The 24191-nt window shown below is 54.3% G+C and carries 24 protein-coding genes, 1 pseudogene and 1 riboswitch; of the genes and pseudogenes, 11 read left to right on the top strand and 14 right to left on the bottom strand.

Annotated features, from left to right (window positions below; translation table 11 throughout):
• Positions 1–57 precede the first annotated feature (57 nt).
• Both QZ197_RS00750 and QZ197_RS00755 read left to right on the top strand, forming a co-directional pair.
• Entirely contained in the window at positions 58–471 is a 414-nt protein-coding gene (locus QZ197_RS00750) for an Hsp20 family protein (RefSeq protein WP_296429295.1), read from the top strand.
• A 3-nt stretch (positions 472–474) separates the two neighbouring features.
• Positions 475–699 carry a DUF1150 family protein gene (locus QZ197_RS00755; RefSeq protein ID WP_296429296.1) on the top strand — a complete coding sequence of 75 codons (225 nt, stop codon included), beginning with the start codon at positions 475–477 and terminating at the stop codon, positions 697–699.
• Positions 700–726: 27 nt separating this feature from the next.
• Here QZ197_RS00755 and QZ197_RS00760 read toward each other — a convergent pair whose 3' ends face one another.
• Entirely contained in the window at positions 727–2442 is a 1716-nt protein-coding gene (locus QZ197_RS00760) for a bifunctional sulfate adenylyltransferase/adenylylsulfate kinase (RefSeq protein WP_296429297.1), read from the bottom strand.
• Positions 2443–2578: 136 nt separating this feature from the next.
• A complete protein-coding gene (gene trxB, locus QZ197_RS00765) occupies positions 2579–3529 on the bottom strand; it encodes a thioredoxin-disulfide reductase (protein WP_296429298.1) in 951 nt (316 codons plus the stop codon).
• A gap of 167 nt (positions 3530–3696) precedes the next feature.
• Between trxB and QZ197_RS00770 the strand changes: the two genes are divergently transcribed.
• Complete coding sequence (locus tag QZ197_RS00770) at positions 3697–4197, top strand: Lrp/AsnC family transcriptional regulator (protein WP_296429299.1); 501 nt, start codon at positions 3697–3699, stop codon at positions 4195–4197.
• A gap of 435 nt (positions 4198–4632) precedes the next feature.
• Here QZ197_RS00770 and ccoP read toward each other — a convergent pair whose 3' ends face one another.
• The 4 genes from ccoP to ccoN are packed head-to-tail and all read right to left on the bottom strand — an operon-like array spanning position 4633 to position 8088.
• Positions 4633–5505: a cytochrome-c oxidase, cbb3-type subunit III gene (ccoP, locus tag QZ197_RS00775; RefSeq protein WP_296429300.1), complete on the bottom strand. Its 873-nt coding sequence runs from the start codon at positions 5503–5505 to the stop codon at positions 4633–4635.
• Positions 5502–5711 (bottom strand): cbb3-type cytochrome c oxidase subunit 3, encoded by a 210-nt coding sequence (locus tag QZ197_RS00780; RefSeq protein WP_296429302.1) that lies wholly within the window; start codon positions 5709–5711, stop codon positions 5502–5504. Before QZ197_RS00780 ends, ccoP begins: the two co-directional genes overlap by 4 nt.
• Positions 5712–5723: 12 nt before the next feature.
• The gene (ccoO, locus tag QZ197_RS00785; RefSeq protein WP_296429304.1) at positions 5724–6479 is read right to left on the bottom strand and encodes a cytochrome-c oxidase, cbb3-type subunit II; all 756 of its coding nucleotides are present in this window, start codon (positions 6477–6479) and stop codon (positions 5724–5726) included.
• 13 nt (positions 6480–6492) lie between these two features.
• The gene (ccoN, locus tag QZ197_RS00790; RefSeq protein ID WP_296429305.1) at positions 6493–8088 is read right to left on the bottom strand and encodes a cytochrome-c oxidase, cbb3-type subunit I; all 1596 of its coding nucleotides are present in this window, start codon (positions 8086–8088) and stop codon (positions 6493–6495) included.
• 221 nt (positions 8089–8309) lie between these two features.
• On the opposite strand from ccoN, the gene QZ197_RS00795 reads away from it, so the two are divergent.
• A complete protein-coding gene (locus QZ197_RS00795) occupies positions 8310–9143 on the top strand; it encodes a universal stress protein (RefSeq protein WP_296429306.1) in 834 nt (277 codons plus the stop codon).
• A 65-nt stretch (positions 9144–9208) separates the two neighbouring features.
• A complete protein-coding gene (locus QZ197_RS00800) occupies positions 9209–10567 on the top strand; it encodes an MATE family efflux transporter (RefSeq protein WP_296429307.1) in 1359 nt (452 codons plus the stop codon).
• On the opposite strand, the gene fnrL is transcribed toward QZ197_RS00800, so the two are convergent.
• The 5 genes from fnrL to QZ197_RS00825 all read right to left on the bottom strand — a co-directional run bounded on the left by fnrL (position 10564) and on the right by QZ197_RS00825 (position 15595).
• Complete coding sequence (gene fnrL, locus QZ197_RS00805) at positions 10564–11283, bottom strand: transcriptional regulator FnrL (RefSeq protein WP_296429308.1); 720 nt, start codon at positions 11281–11283, stop codon at positions 10564–10566. The genes QZ197_RS00800 and fnrL overlap by 4 nt on opposite strands.
• A 146-nt stretch (positions 11284–11429) precedes the next feature.
• Positions 11430–12206 carry an IclR family transcriptional regulator gene (locus QZ197_RS00810; RefSeq protein ID WP_296429309.1) on the bottom strand — a complete coding sequence of 259 codons (777 nt, stop codon included), beginning with the start codon at positions 12204–12206 and terminating at the stop codon, positions 11430–11432.
• 7 nt (positions 12207–12213) lie between these two features.
• Positions 12214–13572, bottom strand: a complete 1359-nt coding sequence (locus tag QZ197_RS00815) for a TRAP transporter large permease (RefSeq protein WP_272146584.1) — start codon at positions 13570–13572, stop codon at positions 12214–12216.
• Positions 13572–14240, bottom strand: a complete 669-nt coding sequence (locus tag QZ197_RS00820) for a TRAP transporter small permease subunit (protein ID WP_296429310.1) — start codon at positions 14238–14240, stop codon at positions 13572–13574. Before QZ197_RS00820 ends, QZ197_RS00815 begins: the two co-directional genes overlap by 1 nt.
• Before the next feature lie 122 nt (positions 14241–14362).
• Complete coding sequence (locus QZ197_RS00825) at positions 14363–15595, bottom strand: TRAP transporter substrate-binding protein (RefSeq protein WP_272146582.1); 1233 nt, start codon at positions 15593–15595, stop codon at positions 14363–14365.
• Positions 15596–15700: 105 nt separating this feature from the next.
• Here QZ197_RS00825 and QZ197_RS00830 point away from each other — a divergent pair, with 105 nt between their 5' ends.
• Positions 15701–17296 (top strand): choline dehydrogenase, encoded by a 1596-nt coding sequence (locus QZ197_RS00830; protein ID WP_296429311.1) that lies wholly within the window; start codon positions 15701–15703, stop codon positions 17294–17296.
• Between the two features lie 8 nt (positions 17297–17304).
• On the opposite strand, the gene QZ197_RS00835 is transcribed toward QZ197_RS00830, so the two are convergent.
• The gene (locus QZ197_RS00835) at positions 17305–17676 is read right to left on the bottom strand and encodes an STAS/SEC14 domain-containing protein (RefSeq protein ID WP_296429312.1); all 372 of its coding nucleotides are present in this window, start codon (positions 17674–17676) and stop codon (positions 17305–17307) included.
• Positions 17677–18013: 337 nt separating this feature from the next.
• Positions 18014–18230, top strand: a riboswitch (cobalamin riboswitch).
• Positions 18231–18346: 116 nt separating this feature from the next.
• Between QZ197_RS00835 and QZ197_RS00840 the strand changes: the two genes are divergently transcribed.
• The 4 genes and pseudogenes from QZ197_RS00840 to QZ197_RS00855 all read left to right on the top strand — a co-directional run bounded on the left by QZ197_RS00840 (position 18347) and on the right by QZ197_RS00855 (position 21622).
• Positions 18347–18751 carry a DUF1636 domain-containing protein gene (locus QZ197_RS00840; RefSeq protein WP_296429313.1) on the top strand — a complete coding sequence of 135 codons (405 nt, stop codon included), beginning with the start codon at positions 18347–18349 and terminating at the stop codon, positions 18749–18751.
• A complete protein-coding gene (locus QZ197_RS00845) occupies positions 18748–19533 on the top strand; it encodes an ABC transporter ATP-binding protein (RefSeq protein WP_296429314.1) in 786 nt (261 codons plus the stop codon). Before QZ197_RS00840 ends, QZ197_RS00845 begins: the two co-directional genes overlap by 4 nt.
• 9 nt (positions 19534–19542) lie before the next feature.
• Positions 19543–20560: pseudogene (locus QZ197_RS00850) on the top strand (ABC transporter substrate-binding protein).
• A 6-nt stretch (positions 20561–20566) separates the two neighbouring features.
• Positions 20567–21622, top strand: a complete 1056-nt coding sequence (locus QZ197_RS00855; RefSeq protein ID WP_296429315.1) for an iron ABC transporter permease — start codon at positions 20567–20569, stop codon at positions 21620–21622.
• Positions 21623–21632: 10 nt separating this feature from the next.
• On the opposite strand, the gene QZ197_RS00860 is transcribed toward QZ197_RS00855, so the two are convergent.
• Positions 21633–22976 carry a HAMP domain-containing sensor histidine kinase gene (locus QZ197_RS00860; RefSeq protein ID WP_296429316.1) on the bottom strand — a complete coding sequence of 448 codons (1344 nt, stop codon included), beginning with the start codon at positions 22974–22976 and terminating at the stop codon, positions 21633–21635.
• On the bottom strand, positions 22973–23638 hold the full coding sequence (locus QZ197_RS00865) for a response regulator transcription factor (protein WP_296429317.1): 666 nt from the start codon (positions 23636–23638) through the stop codon (positions 22973–22975). The genes QZ197_RS00860 and QZ197_RS00865 overlap by 4 nt, the downstream gene beginning before the upstream one ends.
• Positions 23639–23951: 313 nt before the next feature.
• On the opposite strand from QZ197_RS00865, the gene QZ197_RS00870 reads away from it, so the two are divergent.
• On the top strand, positions 23952–24116 hold the full coding sequence (locus tag QZ197_RS00870) for a hypothetical protein (RefSeq protein WP_296429318.1): 165 nt from the start codon (positions 23952–23954) through the stop codon (positions 24114–24116).
• The last annotated feature ends 75 nt before the right edge of the window (positions 24117–24191 follow it).

Here is a 24191-nt window from a genome sequence, read left to right on the forward strand (position 1 = left end):
AACGGTCGCCGCATGCGGGGCCAGCACCTGACAGTCGCTTCGAAAAGGACATGTCTTATGACAAAAATGGCTTTAGGGACGCATCCGTTCCTTTTGGGATTTGAGCAGCTGGAAAGGCTGGTTGAACGTACCGCAAAGAACGGGAACGATGGGTATCCCCCCTACAATATAGAACAAACTTGCGCGCATTCCTACCGTATCACGCTGGCCGTGGCAGGTTTCGCGGAAAGCGATCTGGCAATCACCGTCGAGGACAGCGCTTTGGTGATCCGTGGGCGACAGTCCGACGAAAGCGATGGACGGATTTTCCTACACCGCGGAATTGCCGCCCGCCAGTTTCAGCGGTCATTCGTTCTGGCAGACGGCGTTGATGTCGGCGAGGCTGTGATGGAAAACGGATTACTGCACATCGATCTGACCCGCGCAGAACCGGAGCGCATCGTTCAAACAATCAATATCAAGAAAGGCTAGAGCATGAACACGAAATTCGACTTGGGAAACATCGACAAAGGCATCGTCTACGTAAAACCGATCCTGGTTGCTGATCTGCCTGATGACATGCGCGAAAAAGCCGGAGATCTGCTGGAATTATTCGCTGTTCACAACGCCTCTGGCGAACAACTGGCCTTGGTCGCAAACCGCAAGTTGGCTTTTCATCTGGCGCGCGAAAACGACATGCAGCCCGTCACACTACATTGATGGACGTAAGGTGGGTCTTGACCCACCCTACCCCTTAATCAATCCAAGGCTTTCAAGCTTCAAGATCACTTGATGCGCACAGTTATCGACAGGCACGCTTTCAGTCTCAAGGCTAAGCTCGGGGTTCTGCGGAACATCATATGGGTCTGAAATCCCCGTAAATTCCTTGATCTTCCCCTCGCGGGCCAGCTTATAAAGCCCCTTGCGATCACGGCGTTCACATTCCTCGATGGATGTTGCGACATGCACTTCGATGAACGCACCAAATTCCTGTACATCTTCGCGCACAGCGCGGCGGGTCGTTGCATAAGGCGCGATCGGAGCGCAAATCGCGATGCCGCCATTTTTGGTAATTTCGGACGCAACATAACCGATTCTACGGATGTTCAGATCGCGGTGTTCTTTGCTAAATCCCAATTCCGATGACAGATTCTTGCGCACGATATCGCCATCAAGCAAGGTCACCGGACGGCCGCCCATTTCCATCAGTTTGACCAGCAAAGCATTCGCTATCGTCGATTTTCCAGAACCGGAAAATCCGGTAAAGAACACAGTAAAGCCCTGTTTCGCCCGAGGCGGCCGCGTCTTGCGCAGCTCTTCCACAACGGCCGGGAACGAAAACCACTCTGGTATTTCTAGCCCTTCAGACAAACGACGTCGCAGTTCAGTGCCCGAGATATTCAGAATTGTGACGTTTTCTTTGTCCGTAATTTCGTCGGCTGGTTCGTATTGCGCGCGGTCCTGCACGTACACCATCTGCTTAAAGTCGACCATCTCGATGCCCATTTCGACTTGGTGCTCGCGGAACAAATCCTGTGCATCGTAGGGCCCGTAGAAATCTTCACCTGCCGAGTTTTTGCCCGGTCCAGCATGATCGCGCCCCACAATAAAATGGGTACAGCCATGGTTCTTGCGGATCAGACCGTGCCAAACTGCCTCGCGTGGGCCGGCCATGCGCATCGCTAGGTTCAACAGGCTCATCGTCGTTGTCGCGGACGGGTATTGATCCAGAACCGCCTCGTAGCAACGCACGCGGGTAAAGTGATCAATATCGCCCGGCTTGGTCATGCCAACGACGGGATGGATCAACAGGTTCGCCTGGGCTTCTTTCGCGGCACGGAACGTCAGTTCTTGATGGGCACGGTGCAGCGGGTTGCGGGTTTGAAAGGCCACGACCTTGCGCCAGCCCAGTTTGCGGAAATAGGCGCGCAGTTCGTTTGGCGTGTCACGACGTCCGCGGAAATCATAGTGAATGGGCTGTTGAATGCCCGTGATCGGGCCGCCCAGATAAACGGACCCAGCCGTATTACGCAAATAGTTCACGGCTGGATGGGCCTGATCGTCAGCGCCGAAGACCATCGTGGCTTCGTGTGATTTATTAGGCACCCATTTATCGGTTACCGTCATAGTCGCAAGGATCACGCCTTCTTGGTCGCGCAGCGCAATATCCTGCCCAATTTTGACCGTATCTGAGACGGTCTGCGAGACATCCAAGTTGATCGGCATCGGCCACAACGTGCCGTCCGCCATCCGCATGTTGTCCACAACGCCGTTATAGTCTGCCTCTGACAAGAACCCTTTTAGTGGATTGAACCCACCATTCATCAACAGTTCCAAATCGCACACTTGGCGCGGCGTCAGGTCAAGGCTGATCAGATCAGCCGCTTCGACCTTTAGCTTTTGTGCACTTTCATAGGACACATAAAGTTCGGGGATTGGGGCCAGATCTTGCGACATTTTCATACTCTATCAACTGCCAATGCGATTGCTGTTGGCATACCCCTCCAATAAGTAGGATGTCTAGCAAGGCAGGCAGAAAAGGCCGTTTATCTGCGAAAACGCGGCTAATCGGGACGTATCATGCCAAAACGACATCTGCTTAGGACGGATCATCCATTTCTGCGATGAACTTTTCCGCGTCCAACGCCGCCATGCAACCCATCCCCGCAGAGGTAACCGCTTGGCGGTAAACGTGATCGGTCAAATCGCCCGCTGCAAACACACCCGGGATCGCCGTTTTGGTCGTACCTGCCGCAACTTTCACGTAGCCACCGTTGTGCGTCTCAAGTTGGTCTTTCACCAATTCGCTGGCAGGCGCATGGCCGATCGCCACGAAAACACCCTTGGCAGGCAGGTCCGTCACTTCACCCGTTTTCGTGTGTTTAACGCGGACACCTTCGACACCTAGCGGGCTATCGCCGCCATAAACTTCTTCGATCTGATGGAACCAGAGCGTTTCGATTTTGGGGTTTTTCATCAGACGATGCTGCAAAATCTTCTCGGCCCGCAATTCATCGCGGCGGTGCACCAACGTCACTTTGGACGCGAAATTCGTTAGGAATAGCGCCTCTTCCACGGCCGTATTGCCGCCGCCAACGACGACAATCTCTTGGCCGCGATAAAAGAACCCGTCGCAAGTCGCACAGGCACTGACACCAAAACCTTTGAATTTTTCCTCGGACGGCAGGCCCAGCCATTTGGCCCGCGCGCCAGTGCACAAGATCACTGCGTCCGCAGTATATACCGCGCCGCTATCACATTTAGCAGTGAAGGGGCGGTTTTGCAGATCAAGTTCGGTAACGATATCGCCTACAATCTCGCAGCCCATTGCGCGGGCGTGCGCCTCCATCCGGATCATCAGATCGGGACCTTGCACTTCGGTATCGCCGGGCCAGTTTTCGACCTCTGTCGTTGTGGTCAATTGTCCGCCCGGTTCGATCCCTTGAATGAGCACCGGTTCCAACATCGCGCGCGCGGCATAAACGCCCGCAGTATAGCCAGCAGGGCCAGAGCCAATGATCAGAACTTTGATGTGTCGCGTGTCGGTCATGGCAGCCTCTTCAAATTTTGTTCCTCTCGATATAGCCCCGCAGCGGGTATGTTGAAAGACCAGCAAACAGCAAAATAGCAAAGTTCTTTTCTTGCGAGGTCTTGAAATATTGTTGCGCAAGTCATTACTTCAGCGTAGTATTTGTAAAAATATCAGGGAAATATCCGATGCCAGGGGCAAAATTAGACGAAATTGACCGGATGATTCTGGCCGAGCTTCAGGCGGACGGTCGTATGACCAACGTCGAGCTAGCCAAACGCGTCGGAATCTCTGCGCCACCCTGTCTGCGCCGCGTGCGGACGTTGGAAGAACAGGGCTTCATCCTTGGCTACCACGCAGACGTTAACGCCCGCGAATTGGGGTTCGAAGTGCAGGTCTTTGCGATGGTCGGATTGGTCAGTCAAGCCGAAGCAGACTTAAGCGCGTTTGAGGGGCTTTGCCAAAGCTGGCCGTTAGTGCGCGAGTGTCACATGCTGAACGGCGAGGTGGATTTTGTCCTCAAATGCGTGGCTCCTGATCTGCGCACGTTCCAGCGGTTCTTGACCGAAGAACTGACCAGCGCGGGCAACGTCGCATCAGTGAAAACATCGCTGGTTATTCGCGGCGCGAAGGACGATCCAGGTGTGCCTTTTGATGTGCTTGAGGCGCGATTGGCGCAGCAGGCTTAGCGCGTCAGACGCCACAGTTGATAGAGTGCAACGCCAAACGCAAGCAAGGCCATAGACAACCATGCTATGCCTGATTGTTCCAAATAGACGTTCCCGACATCACCATCGAAACACCTGCCTGCCTCGTTGAAACAACTTTGCCAATTGCGATACGAAAAGTAATACGCAATGCAGAAAAGTCCCGACAGTCCCGAAGACACAACGAAAATTGTTTTTCTGAGCCAGTTTCTCATTGCACCATTCTGACAAGCGGCCACCAGACTATCAATTGTTGCTTACGTCCGCATCGCAGATGCGTATAGCCCGCAATCCAACATAACCTAACTGCAGATCAAAGGTCTTCTATCAGAAAAAGGCGCCCGCTTTCGCAGACGCCTTTCCCTTCACTTGGCCCTTGCACCTATGCGCGAACAGGTGGTGCAGGGCCGGTGATGCTTACTCGCCCCCTCCCAATTGGTGCACGTAAGCGGTGACTGCTTTGATCTGCGCTTCGCTCAAGCGTTCACCCCAAGGGGGCATCACACCAAAGCGGGCATAACGGACAGTTTCTTCGAGGCTTTCCAGATCACCACCGTAAAGCCAGATCGCATCTGTCAGGTTGGGCGCACCAAGATCGTAGTTGCCCATGCCTTCATCACCGTGACAAGCAGAACAGTTGTTCAAGAACAGCTCTGTTCCCGCCTCGGCCATGCCTGCGTCATGTTCTTGACCTGAAATCAAACGCACATACTGGACAACCTGATCGACCTCTTCATTGCTGAAAATCTCGTCATAGGCGGTCATCTCGGAATAGCGCGCATCCCAGTCCTCTTCGTTGCGAATGCCGTGGCGCACTGTGTATTCGATATTCTCGAAATCACCGCCCCAAAGCCAATCATCGTCAAGCAGGTTGGGATAACCCAAAGCACCAGCCGCACCCGATCCGTGACACTGCGAACAGTTGTTGCGGAAAACCGCAACACCCGCAGAGTTCGCAAATCGCAACAATTCTGGATTTTCGTTCAGAACGTTCAGATCCGCTGACGCAAGTTGTGCGAGTATCTCGCCGTTAGCGTCTTCAAAGCGGGCGATGTCTTGGGCGACTTCTGCGCGTGTTGAATAGCCCAGCACACCAGCGGTGGCGCTGCTGACCATCGGCCATGCGGGATATGCGATCGTATAACCGACAGCCCAAATGATCGTCAGGTAAAGTGACCACAACCACCAACGTGGCAACGGGTTGTTCAATTCCTTGATGCCGTCCCAGTCGTGACCAGTGGTGTCGGTGCCGGTGACTTCATCAATGTCTTTTTGATCATTGCTGCTCATGATTGCGGCTCCTCGTTCTTGGATGACGCCTTGCGGTTCGCGCTTGGCGGGTGATCCTCGTTGCGGAAAGGGATGTTGGCTGTTTCCTGGTGAACGGCTTTGCTACCTGGGCGCAAAGCCCAGAGAATAGCACCGACAAACAAGGTGAACATTGCCACAAGCATCCAGTTATCTGCGAGTTCGCTTAGAACAGATGTAGTTTCCATTATCAGCCCTCCTTAGCGGCTTGCGGCTGGGGTAAAGGTCGAAAAATCGACCGTGGTGCCCAGCATTTGCAGATAAGCGATCAAAGCATCCATTTCGGATACGCCCGGCGCGTCATCAAAGTTGCGAATTTGCGCACCCGGATAGCGTTCCAACAGATCATCATAGGCATCTGTATCCGGATCGCCCTGTGCCAACACGTCAGCGGCGGCCACTTCGACCATCTCTTCCGTGTAAGGTACGCCGACAAAGCGGTGGGTGGATACCAGATCGGCGGTGTGTTCCGCGTTCACTTGGGTATTAAGCAAATAGGCGTAGCCCGGCATGATCGATTCCGGCACAACAGAACGTGGCGCAATCAGGTGATCAAGATGCCAAGCATCCGAATACTTGCCCCCGACCCGGGCCAAGTCAGGCCCGGTACGCTTTGATCCCCATTGGAACGGATGATCGTACATCGATTCCGCAGCCAGTGAATAGTGACCATAACGTTCGACCTCGTCGCGCATTGGGCGGATCATCTGGCTATGGCACGTATAGCACCCTTCGCGGATGTAGATGTCACGCCCTGCCAATTCTAGCGGGGAGTAAGGACGCACGCCTTCGACCTCTTCGATCGTACCTTCGAGGTAGAAGAGCGGTGCAATTTCCACGATCCCGCCGATGGACACGACCAACAAGGTCGAAACCAGAAGCAACGTGGGGCTACGCTCCAGCAATGCGTGTTTGGCAAGGAAGCCTTTAGCGGGTGAGTTTGGTGTATCAGACATTTTCCTGACCTCCTTATTCAGCTGGCACGCCAACCGGTGCAGTGACTTTCGCCCCACCCCGGATGGTCATGAAGATGTTCCAGGACATGATCACTGCGCCAGTCAGGTACAAAACCCCGCCAAGGCCGCGAACAACATACATCGGGAACTTCGCGGAAACGGTGTCGGCAAAGCTGTTCACAAGGAACCCGTTTGCGTCGACTTCGCGCCACATCAGGCCTTCCATGATACCGGTGACCCACATCGAGGCCGCGTAAAGGATGATGCCGATTGTCGCCAACCAGAAGTGCCAGTTAATCGCACTCATGGAATACATCTGTGCCCGGCCCCACAATTTTGGTGTGAGGAAGTACAGTGCAGCAAATGTAATCATGCCGTTCCAGCCAAGTGCGCCTGAGTGAACGTGACCAATGGTCCAGTCAGTATAATGTGACAGGCTGTTGACCGCTTTGATGGACATCATCGGACCCTCGAAGGTCGACATCCCGTAGAACGCGAGGCTAATCACCATCATCCGCAAGATCGGATCGGTGCGCAGTTTGTCCCAAGCGCCTTGCAGCGTCATCAGACCGTTGATCATACCACCCCAGCTTGGCATCCACAGAACGATCGAAAAGACCATGCCCAAGGTTGCAGCCCAATCAGGCAGCGCTGTGTAGTGCAAGTGGTGTGGACCGGCCCAGATGTATAGAAAGATCAGCGCCCAGAAGTGAATGATCGACAGCTTATAGGAATAAACCGGACGACCGGCCTGCTTGGGCACGAAGTAGTACATCATGCCAAGGAAGCCCGCAGTCAGGAAGAAGCCCACCGCGTTATGTCCATACCACCACTGCACCATCGCATCCTGCACGCCACTAAAGACCTGCACGGATTTGCTGCCCCAGATGCTGACGGGAATACTAATGTTGTTGACGATATGTAGCATCGCCACTGTGACGATGAAGGCCAGCAAGAACCAGTTTGCAACATAGATGTGCTTTTCGGTCCGCTTAAAGATCGTACCAAGATAAACTGCCAAGAACGCAACCCAAACAATGGTCAGCCAGATATCGACGTACCATTCAGGCTCTGCGTATTCTTTGGATTGTGTGGCGCCCAGCAGGTAGCCAGTCGCGGCAAGAATAATGAACAGGTTGTAACCCCAGAACACAAACCATGCCAGATTGCCGCCCCACAGGCGCGCACCACAAGTGCGCTGCACGATATAGAACGACGACATGATCAGGGCATTGCCCCCAAACGCAAAAATCACCGCACTGGTGTGCAGCGGGCGTAGGCGTCCAAAGTTGCCATAAGGTTGCAATACCTCAAAGTTCAGAGCCGGAAAGGCCAACTGAAAGGCGATAACGACGCCGACCAACATGCCGATCACACCCCAAAAACTTGTGGCGATCACACCGGCGCGGACGACATCGTCCATATAGCCATCCGGTGTGGCGTAGGCTGGTGCATCCATGCGGCGCAAAACGCGCACGAACATATAGGCTGCAACAACCATAATAATCATGGCGTGAACGATGTAAGCAACATCACGCCCCCAGTTTGCCCCGATAGCGGCAAAGAGCGTCACGCCCCCCAGTGCTATGAGCTTAATGTAGTTCCCCATAAGAGATCCCCTTCTTTTGTCGGATTACAAATGGGTCCGACAGCTACTTGGTGATTTTCTTATGATGCGCGCGACATCGAGCGTCCTTGATGTGGATCAATGGCACATTTGATATGGATCAAGTCAGCCTTCGCAAGCCTGTGCCATGATCATGTTTATGGAGCGGTTCTGCGCGAACGATCGCCCCCAATATTTATCCGATACGGGGAAGGCCAAGCACTATGGCTTACAAGATCATTGCGACTATTCTAACAAGCACCAATCAAGCGGCCGAAGGACTTGATGCGGCGATCGCACTTGCTGACAGAATGGACGCCCATCTGGATGTTCATGTCGTCACGATCAGTCATACGGAAACGATGCACCACTACATGGGCTCCGAGGCGCTGTTGATTGCCGAACAAACCCGTGATGCGATGGCGGAACGTGACAAGATCAATGTCTGGCTCAAAGATCGGATGCACGGTGAAGTCACCCGCTGGTCGTCGCAATCTGCGACCGTTCAAGGCCCTGCTCTGCATGATTACCTTGCAAGCAAACTTAGATTTTCTGATTTGGTCGTCCTCCCCCGACCCTATCAGGACAACCCGGAAGCTGCCACTTTGGTTGAGGCGTGCCTTTTCGCAGCCGAGCGTCCGGTTTTGATGATCCCCAAAGGCTGCAAAGCCCCCGATGCGGGCGGCCATGTGCTCATGGGGTGGAACGACGGCGACGAGGCGCTGGCCGCTGCGCGCGCGGCGTTGCCTTTGTTGGAACAGGCCGACGTGGCCGATATTTGCATCATTGATCCGCCAAAGCATGCTGCTGACCGGTCCGACCCGGGCGGCGCTATGGCACAATACCTAATGCGGCACGGCACCAAATCAGAGGTCGCGGTCTTGGCGAAAACCGAAACGCATGTGGGTGACATCCTGTTGCGGCGCGCCAAAGAAGTCGGCGCGCATATGATCGTCAGTGGTGCATATGGACATTCAAGAATGCGCGAAGCCGTCTTTGGTGGGGCAACGCGTGACTTGCTCGAAGCTGCTGATCTGCCGATTTTAATGTCACGCTAGGTGATCCGGCCAACGTCCCGTCTTTGACAGCTTGACTTATATGGGCCAACCCTTAGGGGCAGTACATGACCCAACAGCACATCATCTCGCAGGCACAGACGCCGCGCGCCCTGATCATTTGGCGCGAAATGCGCAAACTGACGGGTTTGGGTTTTCCTATCGTGATCTCTTTGGCGGCGGCTACATTGATCGGCGTTGTGGACACGATCATGATCGCGCCCCTCGGCACGCTATCGCTTGCGGCAGCATCGATTACCAATTCGGTGATTATCATCTTTTATTCAGGGCTTTATGGCTTTGTCTCAGCCGTTGGCGTGCGGATGGCAGAAGCCCGCGGCAAGCAAAGCGTAGATGACCTTTCAAGCGCCACCCAAACCGGTGTGCGCATTGCGATTGTGGCAGGCATCCTAGGCGCCACGCTGATGCTCATGCTGCGACCAGCATTGGTCCATTTAGGCCAGCCACCAGAAGTTCTGGCACTTCTTTGCGGGTATTGGACTGCAATGAGCCTGCTGTTAATCCCGTTCACCATCTTTTACGCGCTTAAGGGTTTGTTTGATGCAATCGACGCGCCTTGGGTCGGTGTGATGCTGGCACTTGCGGCCGTCGTGCTGAATATACCCGCCAACTACATCCTCATTCACGGGATCGGACAATGGGAAGGGCTTGGGCTTGTCGGCGCTGGTATTGCAAGCCTCTTGTCGCAAACCGCGTCGTTGGTCTTGGCGTGGATCATTTGGCAGCGATCCAAACTGACAGCAGACGCGCGGATGAAAGTTGCGCGCAATCGGCAAGAACTTCGAATTCAACTCAAGCAAGGTGCGGCGATTGCGACCGGATATATCGGCGAAGGTGCTGCCTATGCTTTTGCGGGCTTGATGATGGGATGGTTCAGCGCGGTGGCGCTTGCGGCTAACCAGATCGTTTCTGCTGTGGCGGGCGTGCTTTACATGGTGCCTTTGGGCATTTCGATCGCGGTTTCAATTCGCGTGGGCCAAGCAGTTGGCGCAGATGAACGCGCGCGACTGGTACAAATCGGGATTGCGGCACTTGCCGTGATTATCGGATGGATGACGCTTGTCATGGCGGGCCTTTTGGCAGGCGGCGATTATCTGGCCAACGCACTCTCGGATGATGCAGCAGTGATCAAGCTGGCCACATCAATGTTCATCGTCATCGCTGCAATGCAAGTGGCCGACGGCGTGCAAGGCACGATGCTGGGGGCGTCACGCGGTATGATGGATAATTTTGTGCCCGTGGGGATCACCATGATCAGCTATTGGATCATCGCACTGCCTATTGGCTATGTCTTGGGGTTTGTGTGGGATTGGGGGCCAAACGGAGTCTGGATCGGATATGGAACCGGACTTGGGATTGCGGCGATTGCCACGACCTATCGGTTCTTTACGAAAGTTAAGGCTTAGAAGTCCTCGCCTGTTTCCGCTTTGAGCGCTTCCAGATCAGGCACGCGAATATCGCGGCGGTCTTCAAATGCAATCAGCCCTTCTTTCTTGAGTGCAGACATCTGGCGGCTGACAGTTTCAATGGTCAAACCCAAATAATTCGCCATCGTTTCACGGGTAATCGGCAGCGTAAAAATCGCCTCTGCCGTCTCTCCGGGTTTCAGCGATGCCATGCGGACAGCAATCATATGCAACAGCGACGCGATCTTCTCACGTGCGGTTTTTCGCCCCAAAACCAACATCCATTCGCGGGCGGCATCAAGTTCATCCAATGTCATCTCAAGCAGGCGCTGGCCGACATGCGGGGTGCTCTCGATCATCTGCTCGAATGGCTTACGGCGGAAACAGCACAGCATCACATCTGTCTCGGCCACAACATCACATTCAATCGTCGCGCGGTTCGGTCGGCCCATAAAATCACCGGGCAACAAAAGCCCGACCATCTGGATACGCCCATCAGGCAAAGTGCGGGTCAGGCTGGTCACGCCAGAGACAACCGAACCTACAAATTCCAGAGAATCGCCACCAAAAAAGATTGTCTGGCCTGCTGAATATGAGCGGTAGTATTTGATTTCTTCCAAGTCGCGCATTTCGTCTGGTTCGCATTTGGAACAGACAGCATTATAGCGGATCGGACAGTCCGAACAGGACTTTAGTTTCGGGACGGCAAGCGTCATCTGCAATTCCCCAGTCTTTTGGCTACCTTCTGTATGCCTCAGCCTAGGCACCCATTCCAGCCAAAAATCTGAAGCTGCAAAATGTTACGTGAAAGCGACAGGGTATGTTTTCACGAATGAGTGCTAAAGCACCAATTAGCTGCGTCTTAGCGACCCACAATCGCGGCTAATTCAACTGCGGCGTCTTGAAGCAGTCCCAGATACTCGACCAAATCAGGCAAATGACGGCGTTGTTCGGGCGCATGAATTGACAGTGTCGATAGTAGCCGGCCGCGATTATCCAATATTGGTACCGCAATTGCCGTCATTCCGGGCATGAATTCTTCATTATCGGTTGAATACCCACGCTCGCGCGTGATTTCCAGTTCTTCGTGCAGCAGTTTGGGGTCTGTAATTGTCTTGTCGGTTTGCTTTTCGAGCACATAGTTTTTCAAGAACCGTGCAAGGTAATCAGGCCGCAGACTAGACAGATACATCTTACCGCTGGCAGTGCAATGGAATGGAACTTGGGTGCCGACGGGCAACTGGATGCGCAGCGGCCAATGCGTTTCAACACGGTCAAGATAGAACATGCCATCGCGTTCAGGGATAGCCAGATTACAGGTCTCGCCAACACTGACGGCAAGTCCTTTCAGAATTGCCAGACGCACAGTGCGCACACGTTCTGATGAAAGAGTATTGATTGAAAGTTGGCGCATACGTCGACCGGGACTGTAGGATCGTCCGTCGATATCACGCTGCAAGAACCCTTCGGCCTCTGCTGTTGCAAACAGGCGATGGATCGTTGGTTTGGGCAGGCCCATCACCTCGTTCACCACCGAAGGAGTGACGGGAACACCGACCTTCGCGACCTCCTCCAGCAGCAATAGCAGCCGGAGGTTGGTCGGAATTTGGCCGGAGTTCTCAGTTTCTTCAGTAGTCATGTGATCCTTAACGCTCTGGTAAGATCATTAGAGCAGTTTCTGGAACCAAGGCCACAAAGAACCACACTGTGATCAAAGCAATCAGGTATGGAATGATGTAGCGCAGCAACCTGAAGTACGGCACGCCCGTCACTCCCGATGCCACGTATAGGTTCAGACCGTAGGGCGGTGTGATAAAGCCGATCGACGCACCCACAAGGAACACAACAGCAAAGTGGATCGGATCGATCCCCACTGAGGCCGCAATAGGTGCCAAGATCGGTGCCAGAATGATTGTCACAGGCAGGGATTCCAAGATCATCCCTGTGACAAACACAATCGCCATAGATGTGAACAGAACCGCATAGTAGCCGCCCATGCCCGTCACGAATTCACCGATAAAGTCTTTGGCGCCAAGTGACGACATGACCTGCTGCATCGCAACCGAAACCGCAATCAATGGCACCAAGATGCCCGAAATCTGCGCGGAACGCGAAACGATGTTCGGGATCTGTAAAAGCGTGAAGCCTTCGACAACAAACATTGATGCATAGCTTTTTTCTTCGACAGGTGTATCAGCCGTGCTGCCCATGATCCGGTTCAAAGGATAAGACACCAAACCGATGAACACACAGAAGGCAACGGTCACACCAGCAGCTTCTGTTGGTGAGAACTTACCGGTGTAGATGCCCCAAAGCACCAAACCAATAGCGAAGAAGCCTAACCATGCGCCGATGCCTGTCTTGATCATACGTGTGATCGACAGACCGATCAGCACGCCCCAGCCGTTGATTGTGCAGACGATGAACGCCGCAGTCATCATGCCCAGAACCATCAAGGAACCGGGAATAATACCCGCCACGAACAGGTCCGAGATAGGAAGGTTCAGCAAGAAGCCATAAACGATGAAGATGATCGACGGTGGGATAATGATACCAACCGTACCACCCGCAGCAGCGGTCGCCGCCGAGAAGCGCTCGTCATAGCCGCCTTTGACCATTTCAGGGTGCAACATCGAACCGATTGTCGCCGTGGTGGCCGAGTTCGATCCAGAGATCGCCGCGAACAAACCACAAGCAGCAATTGATGCCATCGCAAGGCCGCCACGCAACCAACCAAGGCAAGAATATGCAAAGTCTGATAATCGTCGCGCAATACCTGATTGGTTAATCAGGTCGCCGGTCAGAATGAACAGTGGCATCGCCAGCAGTGCAAAGCCTTTACTGAACACGTTGATCAACTCGTTGCCAGTGTTGGCAAGTGGCAGGTCGATGACAAAGCTACAGCCAATGACCCAGTAGAAAATCACCAACAAAACTGGTGTGCCAAGCATGAAGAATACCGTCACGCCCAGCGAGATAAGTGTAATGAGTGTACCGTCAGACATTATACATCCCCCCCGATAACAGCTTGTTTGATGATCTGGTCACCGGAACGGTAGTTGTTCCAGTCTTCCAGCCAGTTTCCGATTACGCGGCCTGACATCAAGGTAAAGGCGGCAGGAACGGTAAGGTAGAACCACCACTTCATGACGTCGTCGACGCCGTCAACAAGTTGAAAGTTGTCCGCAGACAAAGCGGTAAATCGCAAGGATGTGGTTATCGCGATCCAACAAAAGCCAAACCAGAGTGCAGCATCCAACGTCAGCGTCGCCATCTGGCCCCTCGGTGCCATCTTTGAACGGAATTCACTAAAGCTCAGGTGTGTGCGGAGCTTGACGTTATACGAACATGCGAACCAAGCCATGACCATGAACAGGAAAGGAGGGATTGTGGTAGATCCGGACCACTGGCTAGAGAAAACGAACCGGTCAATAACGCCCCAAGCGATAATCGCGGCGATAATCAGATATACGAAGACCGAGATACCTCTCTCAAGGTGCCTCTCCATGAATGGAGATGCTTTGTAAAATAGATGCGCCAGATAGCCACCAATAAAGGTGGCAATAAAGCAAAACAGCCACATGCCATCGGCATCAAATGCTTGACGCTTTTCCCATGCACTTCCCGAGAATAAAGCAGGTATTACTGCCACCGCTTCAGCCAATATCGACATTTAGGTCTCCCCCCTCATATGTCATTTGTCCCGCCATCATGTGGCGGCATTTTCGAAATGAAAAGGGCCGACCGAACTCCCATTCGGTCGGCCCCAAACTTTCGGGTTAGCTAAAGGCTATATTAGCCCTTCCACCAACGACGTGGCTCAACGTTCTCAGGCAGCGTGTTGCCATCGATTGTACGAACTTCGTCATAGATTTCCTGGTATGTGTCCAAACCGCCGGACCAGCCGTTAAGCCGCTCGCGCCATTCTTCCCACAATGCAGGCTGATACTCGGGTGAGCACATTTCTTCGGCTTTCTTAATCTCTGCAGCGGACAAGAATGCGTTGCGCACGTTGTTCTGAGCAAAGATTGTGTTTGGAAGCTGTGGATCAGACTGGCCAACAGTGTTGATCAGGGCAACTTCGTTTGCTGCCTGAACATGTGTCTGTGCCCAATAGGCTGATTCCATAACCGCATCCTGCAGATAACCCTCAAGGCCATCAAACACGCCAGCGTTCATTGAAGTCGCTTCGGTACCGCAGAAGAAGTTCAGGTGAACCGACTGGGACACAACTGGTGCCATGTTTGCGTATGCAACAGCAGACGCCCATGTTTCTGCACCGTCGATCAGGCCCTGCTTCAGACCGTCAAGTGTCTCTTCCCATGCAACCGGAACCGGGTTCAGGTTCAAAGCTGTCATCGCGATGCGACCCAACTGTGTACCCGTGACGCGGTTCTTCGTACCAGCAAGATCGTCAACAGACGTGACAAGTGGCTTGTCTTCAAAGTTCAGACCCATCTGCAGGCCGCGCAATTCAGCGTGGCTGAAGAGGAACTTCAGGCCGTGACGTTTTTCGTATGGATCACGCAGCAAACGCTGTGATGCTGGTGAATACAAGAAGTGGTACTGGTCCGCACGGTTACGGAACATATACGCATAGTCCAGAACGTTCAGGTAAGGTGCACCACCGGCAGAGTTCTGCGTAGAAGCAGAATAGATGTCGACGATACCCTGCTGTGTCTTCTCGACGCAGGATGTCTGACCACAAATCTGGTTGTCACCAATAAATTCGATGCGAATTTCGCCGTCCGTACGTGCCTCCAAGTCACGTGAGAACTCAAGCGCGCCTGCACGCTCGATCAGCAAGTTGCGTGCGTTAAATCCCGCAGCACCGTGCTTCAAGGTGTATTTCGCAGGCTTCGAAAAGCGACGCTCGTACGTCGATTCTGCCGCTGAAGCGAGGTTTGCAAGGCTCATGGCACCACCGAATGTACCCGCCGCCATAAGCGTCGAACTCATCCCGTATTGCCCTGCTACCTTGAACAGATCCCGCCGCGAAATGCGACCTAGCTTATCTCCAATCATCATGTTTCCTCCCATGTTGTCGATTATTGAGACTTATCGTTTCAAAAAAGAGTAGTATAGTCTGCGCGTTCTGCATAGAGTTTTTTCACATTGATGGAGAAAGAAGCTATGGAAGCTGATTTTATAGTCGTAGGCGCAGGGTCTGCAGGGTGCGTCTTGGCCAACAGGCTAAGCGCGAATCCGGCCAACAAAGTGATTCTGCTCGAAGCAGGTGGTCGCGATCTTAACCCATGGATTCACATTCCGGTGGGGTATTTCAAGACGATTCATAACCCGAAAGTCGACTGGTGCTACAAAACCGAACCCGATCCGGGCCTGAATGGGCGGTCAATTGAATGGCCACGCGGCAAGGTTTTGGGCGGATCATCGTCATTGAACGGTCTGCTTTACGTCCGCGGCCAACCACAAGATTATGATCGCTGGCGCCAAATGGGCAATACAGGTTGGGGTTGGGACGATGTCCTGCCGCTATTTAAACGCTCCGAGACGAACGAGCGCGGCGCAGATGAATTCCATGGCGACGCAGGCCCGCTTTCGGTGTCGAACATGCGTATCCAGCGCCCGATCACAGATGCGTGGGTCGCGGCCGCACAGGCTGCCGGCTACAAATTCAACCCCGATTACAATGGCGCTGAACAAGAAGGCGTTGGTTTTTTCCAGCTCACGTCGCGCAATGGACGGCGGTGCAGTGCGGCTGTGGCCTATCTCAATCCGGTCAAGAAACGTCCAAATCTGCAGATCATCACCCATGCGCAGGTCGAAAAGGTCGTGATCGAAGGTAAGCGCGCAACTGGCGTCGTATACACAGATCGCAGCGGCAACAAGCAAACCGTTAAGGCCCGAAAAGAAATCGTGTTGTCAGGTGGGGCAATCAACTCGCCACAGCTTTTGATGCTCTCGGGGATTGGCGAAGCCGCACAACTGGCTGAAAACGGCATTGATGTCGTCAAGGATGTGCACAGCGTCGGCAAGAACATGCAGGACCACCTACAAGCGCGGCTCGTTTATAAGTGTAATGAACCGACGTTGAACGACGAAGTTGGCACGCTTTTTGGGCAGGCCAAAATCGGACTAAAATATCTGACATCACGCAGTGGCCCGATGACTATGGCCGCGAGCCTTGCCACTGGCTTTATGAAAACCCGCGAAGATATGGAAACGCCCGATATTCAGTTCCATGTCCAACCTCTTTCAGCTGAAAACCCCGGCAAAGGCGCTGACAAATTCTCGGCGTTTACGATGTCGGTGTGCCAGTTGCGCCCCGAAAGCCGTGGTGAAATCCGACTTGGCGGGAGCGATCCAAAGACCTACCCCAAGATCATTCCCAATTATCTTGCGACTGAAACGGATTGCCGCACGGTTGTGGCTGGCGTCAATATCGCCCGAAAAATCGCACGCCACGCTCCTTTGACGTCAAAAATCAGCCAGGAGTATCGGCCACATGCCGACCTCGATATGGATGACTATGACGCGACGTTGGATTGGGCACGCAATAACACGGCCTCAATCTATCACCCGACCGGCACCTGTAAAATGGGTCAAGGCAAAGACGCCGTCGTCGACGAACGCTTGCGCGTGCATGGTATTCAAGGGCTGCGCGTCGCCGATTGTTCGATCATGCCCGAGATTGTGTCGGGAAACACAAACGCACCCGCGATCATGATTGGGGAAAAAGCATCTGATTTGATACTCGAAGACGCTTAATTCGCACTTTAGGCAGAGGCGGCTAACCACGCCTCTGCCGCAGCTTCTTGATCCAATGCAAAGCTTTTGATCTTAAGTCCGGGGATCAGCGCGCCCTCGATTTGGGCGGCTTTCTGGATCCAGCCTTCGTCACTGATGACTGCGCATTTCGCAAACCTGCCAATCAGGCTGAAAAGCTGCGGAAGCTGGGTCATTTCGACACCAATCGCACCCAAAGTCGGCAATGAGAAATCCGTGATGCGGTACAGCATGGCAGCACCGCGCATCCCGTCAGATTTTTCAATCAAAGCATCTAGACCCGCGCGCATTTCATCTGCGTCGATCTGCCCCCGGATGACGATATCCAACCGGTTGGGCGATTTTTCAATGATCTCAAACATGTTTTTTGCTCCTCGTATGTGATTCCATATTAGCTGACGAACGCTGCACCGTCCCTAATAAGTCTCAAACCTAACACAAAGTCGTGGTTCGCGCGCCAATTCACCCCTATCCCAGCAAGAGCCCGCGATTGTCGCGGAACACCTGGGCCCGCACATCGCAGAGACGCTGATCGGTCAGGTCAACGCATAGGCCGCTGACCCAACCCATTCTTTCCGAACGAAAAGTCAAAGCTGACGTTGGTTTCCAGCATCAACTCTTATCGCAATCACCCCGTGATTATTGGCCATGCGGACATCCACACACCCCAACTTGCCGCTTGACCCGCCCTGCGGAATCGCAAACATTGACGGCGATGGTTTTCTTGCGCCGAAAATGCGTAAGGAATGAAAAGGGAATACGGTGAGGAAGAGCCAAAGCGCGCCAAAACCGTGACTGCCCCCGCAACTGTAAGCGGCGAGTGACCCCGATGATCACCACTGAGCGTTAGCTCGGGAAGGATCGGGTAAACTGCGACCCGCGAGTCAGGAGACCTGCCATCAATGGCGCGAAAGCGCCCGACTGAAACCAACCGGACGGGGTGTCTGGGAAGGAGATGATGATGGTATTACGGTTCACACCGCACAGATTTGCATATCACCACCCTTGCCCCGCGTTATCGCGGAGGGCGAGATGGACAGGACAACACATCGCATAACTGTTTGCACTTCATGCAAACACAAAGGGACGGACTGCCGCCCCGGTTATGAACTTATCGAAAAACTGCGCCGTGCGATTGCTACGGCTGGTGACACGATCACCGAAGACTTCGCCGTTTCAGGCGTGGCGTGCATGGCAGGCTGTGACCGGCCTTGCACTGTGGCTTATCATGGCACGCAAAAGGCGACGTATCTGTTCGGAGATATGACCCCCGAAGACGACATCGAAGACCTTGTCGCATTCGCCAAGCACTACGCCTTGCTGGACGACGGCTGGTGTTCCTCTGTGGACCGCCCCGGAAAACTGCGCAAATCGACCTTGGCCCGCGTGCCTGCCGCGTTGATGGTGATTGAAGAAGCCAAGGCTTTGGCATCATGAGTGGTGCACACCTGTCTGTCCAAAACGTCAGCTGGCGACCGCGCAAACGCGCGCCACTGGTCCTGCACCCCACCAGTTTCGAAGTTGGCACAGGGCGCGTTCTTGGTGTGGTCGGTCCAAACGGCGCGGGAAAATCGACGCTATTGCGCCTACTTTACCGTTTTCAAACCCCTTCCACTGGCCAAGTAATGATCGACGGCCAAGACCTGTGGGCAATGCCCGCACGCCAAGCTGCCTGTCAGGTCGCAGCCGTCTTGCAAGAACAACCCGCAGCCTTTGGCCTAACCGTGCGCGAAATCGTGACGCTTGGGCGCACGCCGCATCAGCATGGATTTGCAAAAGCAGGTGCTGGCGACGACCTTTTCATCAACCGCGTGATCGCTCTTTTGGACCTGACCTCATTTGCACATCGCAGTTTTGGCACCCTATCAGGGGGCGAACGTCAACGCGTTATGGTCGCACGTGCGCTAGCCCAGGACCCAAAGATCCTCATTCTCGACGAGCCTACAAACCACCTTGATATCCGCCACCAGCTTGAGGTGTTGGCCCTGATCCGGCAATTGGACCTGACAATCATTGTGTCTTTGCATGACCTGAACATGGCCGCGAATATCTGCGACGATGTGCTCGTGCTTGAAGACGGCCATCCACGCGGCTTTGGGGCGCCCCATGACCTGCTGACTGAGGCGCTTGTTTCGCAAACCTTCCGAATTGATGCGCGGCGCGAAACGCTGGCCCCTAGCGACACCAATCACCTTTCCTTTCATCTGCCAATTCACTGAGATGCCCCTATGAAACTGATCAATGCGACCTTTGCTGCCATCCTGTTGGCGAGCACTGCCGTGGCACAAACAACGGTCCAAAGTTGCGACCGCGAAGTCACCTTTGACGCTCCGCCAACAGCTGCAGTGTCCAACGACATTAACCTCACAGAAATGATGCTGGTTCTGGGCCTGACGGACCGTATGGTCGGCTACACTGGTATTTCCGGCTGGAACAAGCTGGACGCGGAAATGCGGGCTGGCGTCGATCAATTGCCGGAATTGTCCGCACAATACCCATCCAAAGAGGTCTTGATCGGCGCCGACGCTGATTTCTATTTTGCTGGCTGGAACTATGGCATGCGCGTCGGCGGCGAGGTGACACCGGAAACTTTGGCCCCTTTCGGGATCGACGTTTATGAATTGACAGAAAGCTGCATCCAGATCGGCACCAAAGGTGCTGCGTCCATGGATGATATGTACAATGACCTGCGCAATTTGGGCAAAATCTTTGACGTACAAGATCGCGCGGAAGCTTTGATTGCTGGATATGAGGCCGAATTAGAAGCGTTCCTTGCGGATCAACCGCAGCTGCCCACCCCGCCGCGTGTCTTCGTCTATGACAGCGGCGAAGACACCGCTTTTACCGCAGGACGCTATGCGATGCCAAACGCCATGATCGAAGTCGCAGGCGGCGTGAACATTATGAACGACTTTGACAAAAGCTGGGCCACTGTCGGCTGGGAAGCCGTGGTTGAACGCAACCCCGAGATCATCATCATCGTGAACTACGGCGAAGTGTCTGCTGCGCAAAAGCGCGCATTCATGCTGACCAACCCCGCCTTTGCGGAACTTGATGCTGTTAAGAATGACCGTTTTGTTGTGCTTGAATACGTTGAGGCCACACCAGGGCCCCGCAACATAAATTGCGGAACTTGATGCTGTTAAGAATGACCGTTTTGTCGTGCTTGAATACGTTGAGGCCACACCAGGGCCCCGCAACATAAACGCAGTTAAAACGCTGGCTACTGCGTTTCGGGCTGATTGATCTGAAATGGCCCACGCTGAACCGCATATCGCAACGCTTACGCTGCAAAAAATCAGGTTCCGCCTGACCTTTGCCGTGGGCGCGCTTGTGCTGTTCTTATCGGTGTCGATGGCAATCAGCGTCGGGGCGGTATCCGTGCCGCTATCAACCGTCTGGGGGATCATCGCCAACAAACTAATCCCCGGAGTGATTACCCCTGACTGGTCGACAGGCCGCGAGGCAATAGTATGGGATATCCGCCTGCCCCGCGCGATCCTTGCGTGTTTGGTCGGGGCAGGCTTGTCGATTGTCGGGGCCAGCTTACAGGCCGTCACACGTAACCCGCTCGCAGACCCGCATCTGTTGGGGATATCGGCGGGTGGCGCGTTCGGAGCAATCGTTGCCTTGCTGCATACCGGGCTGTTCTTGGGGCTTATGACCGTACCGCTGCTTGCGTTCGCAGGCGCGTTGGGGGCGACGTTCATCGTCTTGGCAGTGTCGCAATTCGCGTCAGCGACAAGCGCTGATCGCTTGGTCTTGGCAGGTGTGGCTGTGTCTTTCATCGTCATGTCTGCGGCGAATACGCTGATCTTTCTTGGCGATCCACGCGCGGCGCACACCGTAGTGTTCTGGATGCTTGGCGGTCTTGGCCTTGCACAATGGAGCCAGCTGATCTTTCCGCTCGTGATCTTGATCGGTTGCGGCGCTTACCTTTTTGCCAATGCCCGCAACCTGAATGCCATGACAATAGGGGATGAAACTGCTGCAACACTTGGGATTCCGGTCCGGCGCTTTCGCTTGCAGGTGTTTGTTGTTGGCGCAGTTATCACCGGCGTTATGGTCGCCTTTTCGGGCATTATTGGCTTTGTCGGCCTGATGATCCCGCATATCGTGCGGCTGATTGTAGGGGGTGACTATGCCCGTGTGCTGCCTGTCTCTGCGATTTGCGGCGCGATCTTTCTGGTCTGGGCTGATATATTTGCGCGCACCGTGATGGCACCCGATGACATCCCAATTGGCATTATCACCGGATTGGTCGGTGGTGTGTTCTTTGTATGGCTGCTGCGCGCCGCTAGCCGGTAATACAGCTGGATTATTCCTTAAGTCGCGACCAAGTCAGGCGGACCAGCAGCCCACCCAATGGCGCGCGACCAAGTGACAGGCTGCAGTCATGCGTCACTGCCATGTCATGCGCGATACTAAGCCCCAGTCCCGTCCCCGGTTTTTCTTTGTCTAACCGACTGCCGCGTTCAAGAACGGCGTCTCTCGCTGCGCCAGGAATACCAGGGCCGTCATCCTCGACAGTCAAAAACGCCAAATCGCCGTCATGACCTGCCCGCAAGGTAATGCGTCCTTGTGTCCATTTCATCGCATTGTCGATAAGGTTCCCCAAGAGTTCGGTAAGGTCGAATTCGTCAAACGGTGCGCGAAGCGTTTCAGGAATGTCGACAACCCACGCAATGTGTTCTGCACCGGGTTGGCGGCTGAGAGCTGCCTGCAGGCGCACGGCAATTGGGGCCAGTTTGCAGTGCCGCCTGATCTGATGGCTGTCGCGGCTACGGGCGAGTTCACGTTCAACGATGTATTCGATGTTTGCGATCTCAGTGCTCAATTCACTCGCAAGCACGCCTTGCCCACCCCGGCGCATCTTGCGTTCCACACCTTGCATGATTGTTAGCGGTGTTTTGAGGCCATGTGCCAAGTTTGCTGCCCCCGAGCGTACCCGACCCAATGTCTGTGCGTTGGTATCAAGGAGTTGATTGACCTCATTGGCCAATGGCAAGATTTCGGTCGGATAGTCCTCTGACAACCGATCAGTAGAGGAATCGCGAATTCGGCTTAATTCCGAGCGTACCATTTCGAGTGGCTTTAGCCCAAGCTTCACCTGAACCCAGGTTGCTACCAACAAGAATGCACCAAGAATGGTAAGCGCCAAAACAGAGTAACTAAAAAAACCCGCGACCGAAGCATCAAGGTCGGCCCGGTCAATCGCCACTGCCAAATATACTTCACGCCGTGCGTCGCCTGCGCCGGTGGTCACAATCCAACTTGCTACGGCGACAGCTTCGCCAGTTTCCATTTCAAGATTCGAAAAAACAATCTGTCCCGCCATATCCGGGCGCTTGATGGCGAGCGGTGCAGCCCAAAAAGACGGGGACAGGACCGGTGGTGCTTCGTCGATTTGAATCTGCCAATAATAGCCCGACAATGCCTGATCAAAGCGCGGGTCAGAAAGCGGTGCAATCTCGATTTCACCTGCGGCATTGACACCCACATTGCCACTTAGCAGCAAGAGGTATGTCTCAAGTTCATCCTGAACGCGTTCTTCGAAATACATCCGAAACAGAAAGTTCAACACGAATGCTGTGGCGACCAATGCCAATGCCGTTGTGATGGCTGCTGCCAGAAGCAGACGTAGGCTTAGGGATGATTTCACGGCTCATCCTCTGCGATCATGTAGCCGAACCCGCGGCGGGTCTGGATCACACCGCCGCCGATCTTGCGGCGCAAGCGGCCCACGAGAACTTCCACAGCATTGCTGTCCGGTTCTTGGTCACGGTAGTAAATGTTCTCGACCAGCTCTTCTTGACCAATCACCTGCCCGCGATGGTGCAACAGGTAATTCAAAAGCCGGTATTCCAAAGGTGTGATCTTCAAAGGGCGCCCATCAACCGATACCCGCATTTGTCGCAGATCCACTCGCAGTGGTCCGGCCTCGAGTGTTGTAGTCTTTTGTCCGCTGGACCGCCGAAGTAGGGCCCGCAATCGGGCGACGAGCTCCTCCATCTGGAACGGTTTACCCAGATAATCATCCGCACCCGCATCAATACCTGCGACACGCTCGTTCCAGTTTGCGCGCGCCGTCAACAAAATGACCGGCATATCCAAACCTTCTTCGCGCCATTTACGCAGGACGGAAATACCGTCACGCTTGGGCAAGCCGACATCCAGAACTGCGGCTGCATATTTTTCTGTGCTGCCAAGAAACCAGCCTTCTTCGCCATCGCAAGCGATCTCTGGAATCATCCCCTCTGCCGTCAGGACATCGGCGATCAATTCGGCGATTTTGCGTTCGTCTTCGACGATCAAAATACGCATTTAGCAGTTCCGCACATTGGTGATTTGACCCGATTTTGCATCAACAGTGACCGATACAATAGCACCGGAACGGTTAACAATGACGACACGAAACGCAGGCGACTGCCCACTTTCGGAAAAGCCGACCCGCAACATTCTGCCGGGGTGTCTGGATTGCACGTTGTTCAAAATCTCGCGCAGCGGTCGGGCATCGCCGCGCGCAATCGCTTGCTGCGCGCGCTCGTAATCTTGGCGCGTAATCTGTCCGCCTCCGGGCAGCGGTGCCTGTCGACAAGTCCCCGCCCCACTTGGACCGCTTGAGCTTGAAACGTTGGTGCGCTCGGTCGTCTCGGACGACCCACTAGGCCCGTTTGATGCAGACGGCGCAGACGGGGTGCTTGCCGGGCTTGGCGGCGAAGGCGGTGTGGCCGGACTGGGTGGCGAAGGTGGTGTCGCAGGACTGGGCGGCGTCGGCGCAGATACGCTTGATGCAGCATGAGCCATGCTTAATCCCAAAATGCCGGGTGACATGTAGATACTCGCGGCGCTCAGACCCAATCGCGACAGCGCCGCG

It is taken from the genome of Yoonia sp., assembly GCF_017854415.1.
Taxonomy (GTDB): domain Bacteria; phylum Pseudomonadota; class Alphaproteobacteria; order Rhodobacterales; family Rhodobacteraceae; genus Yoonia.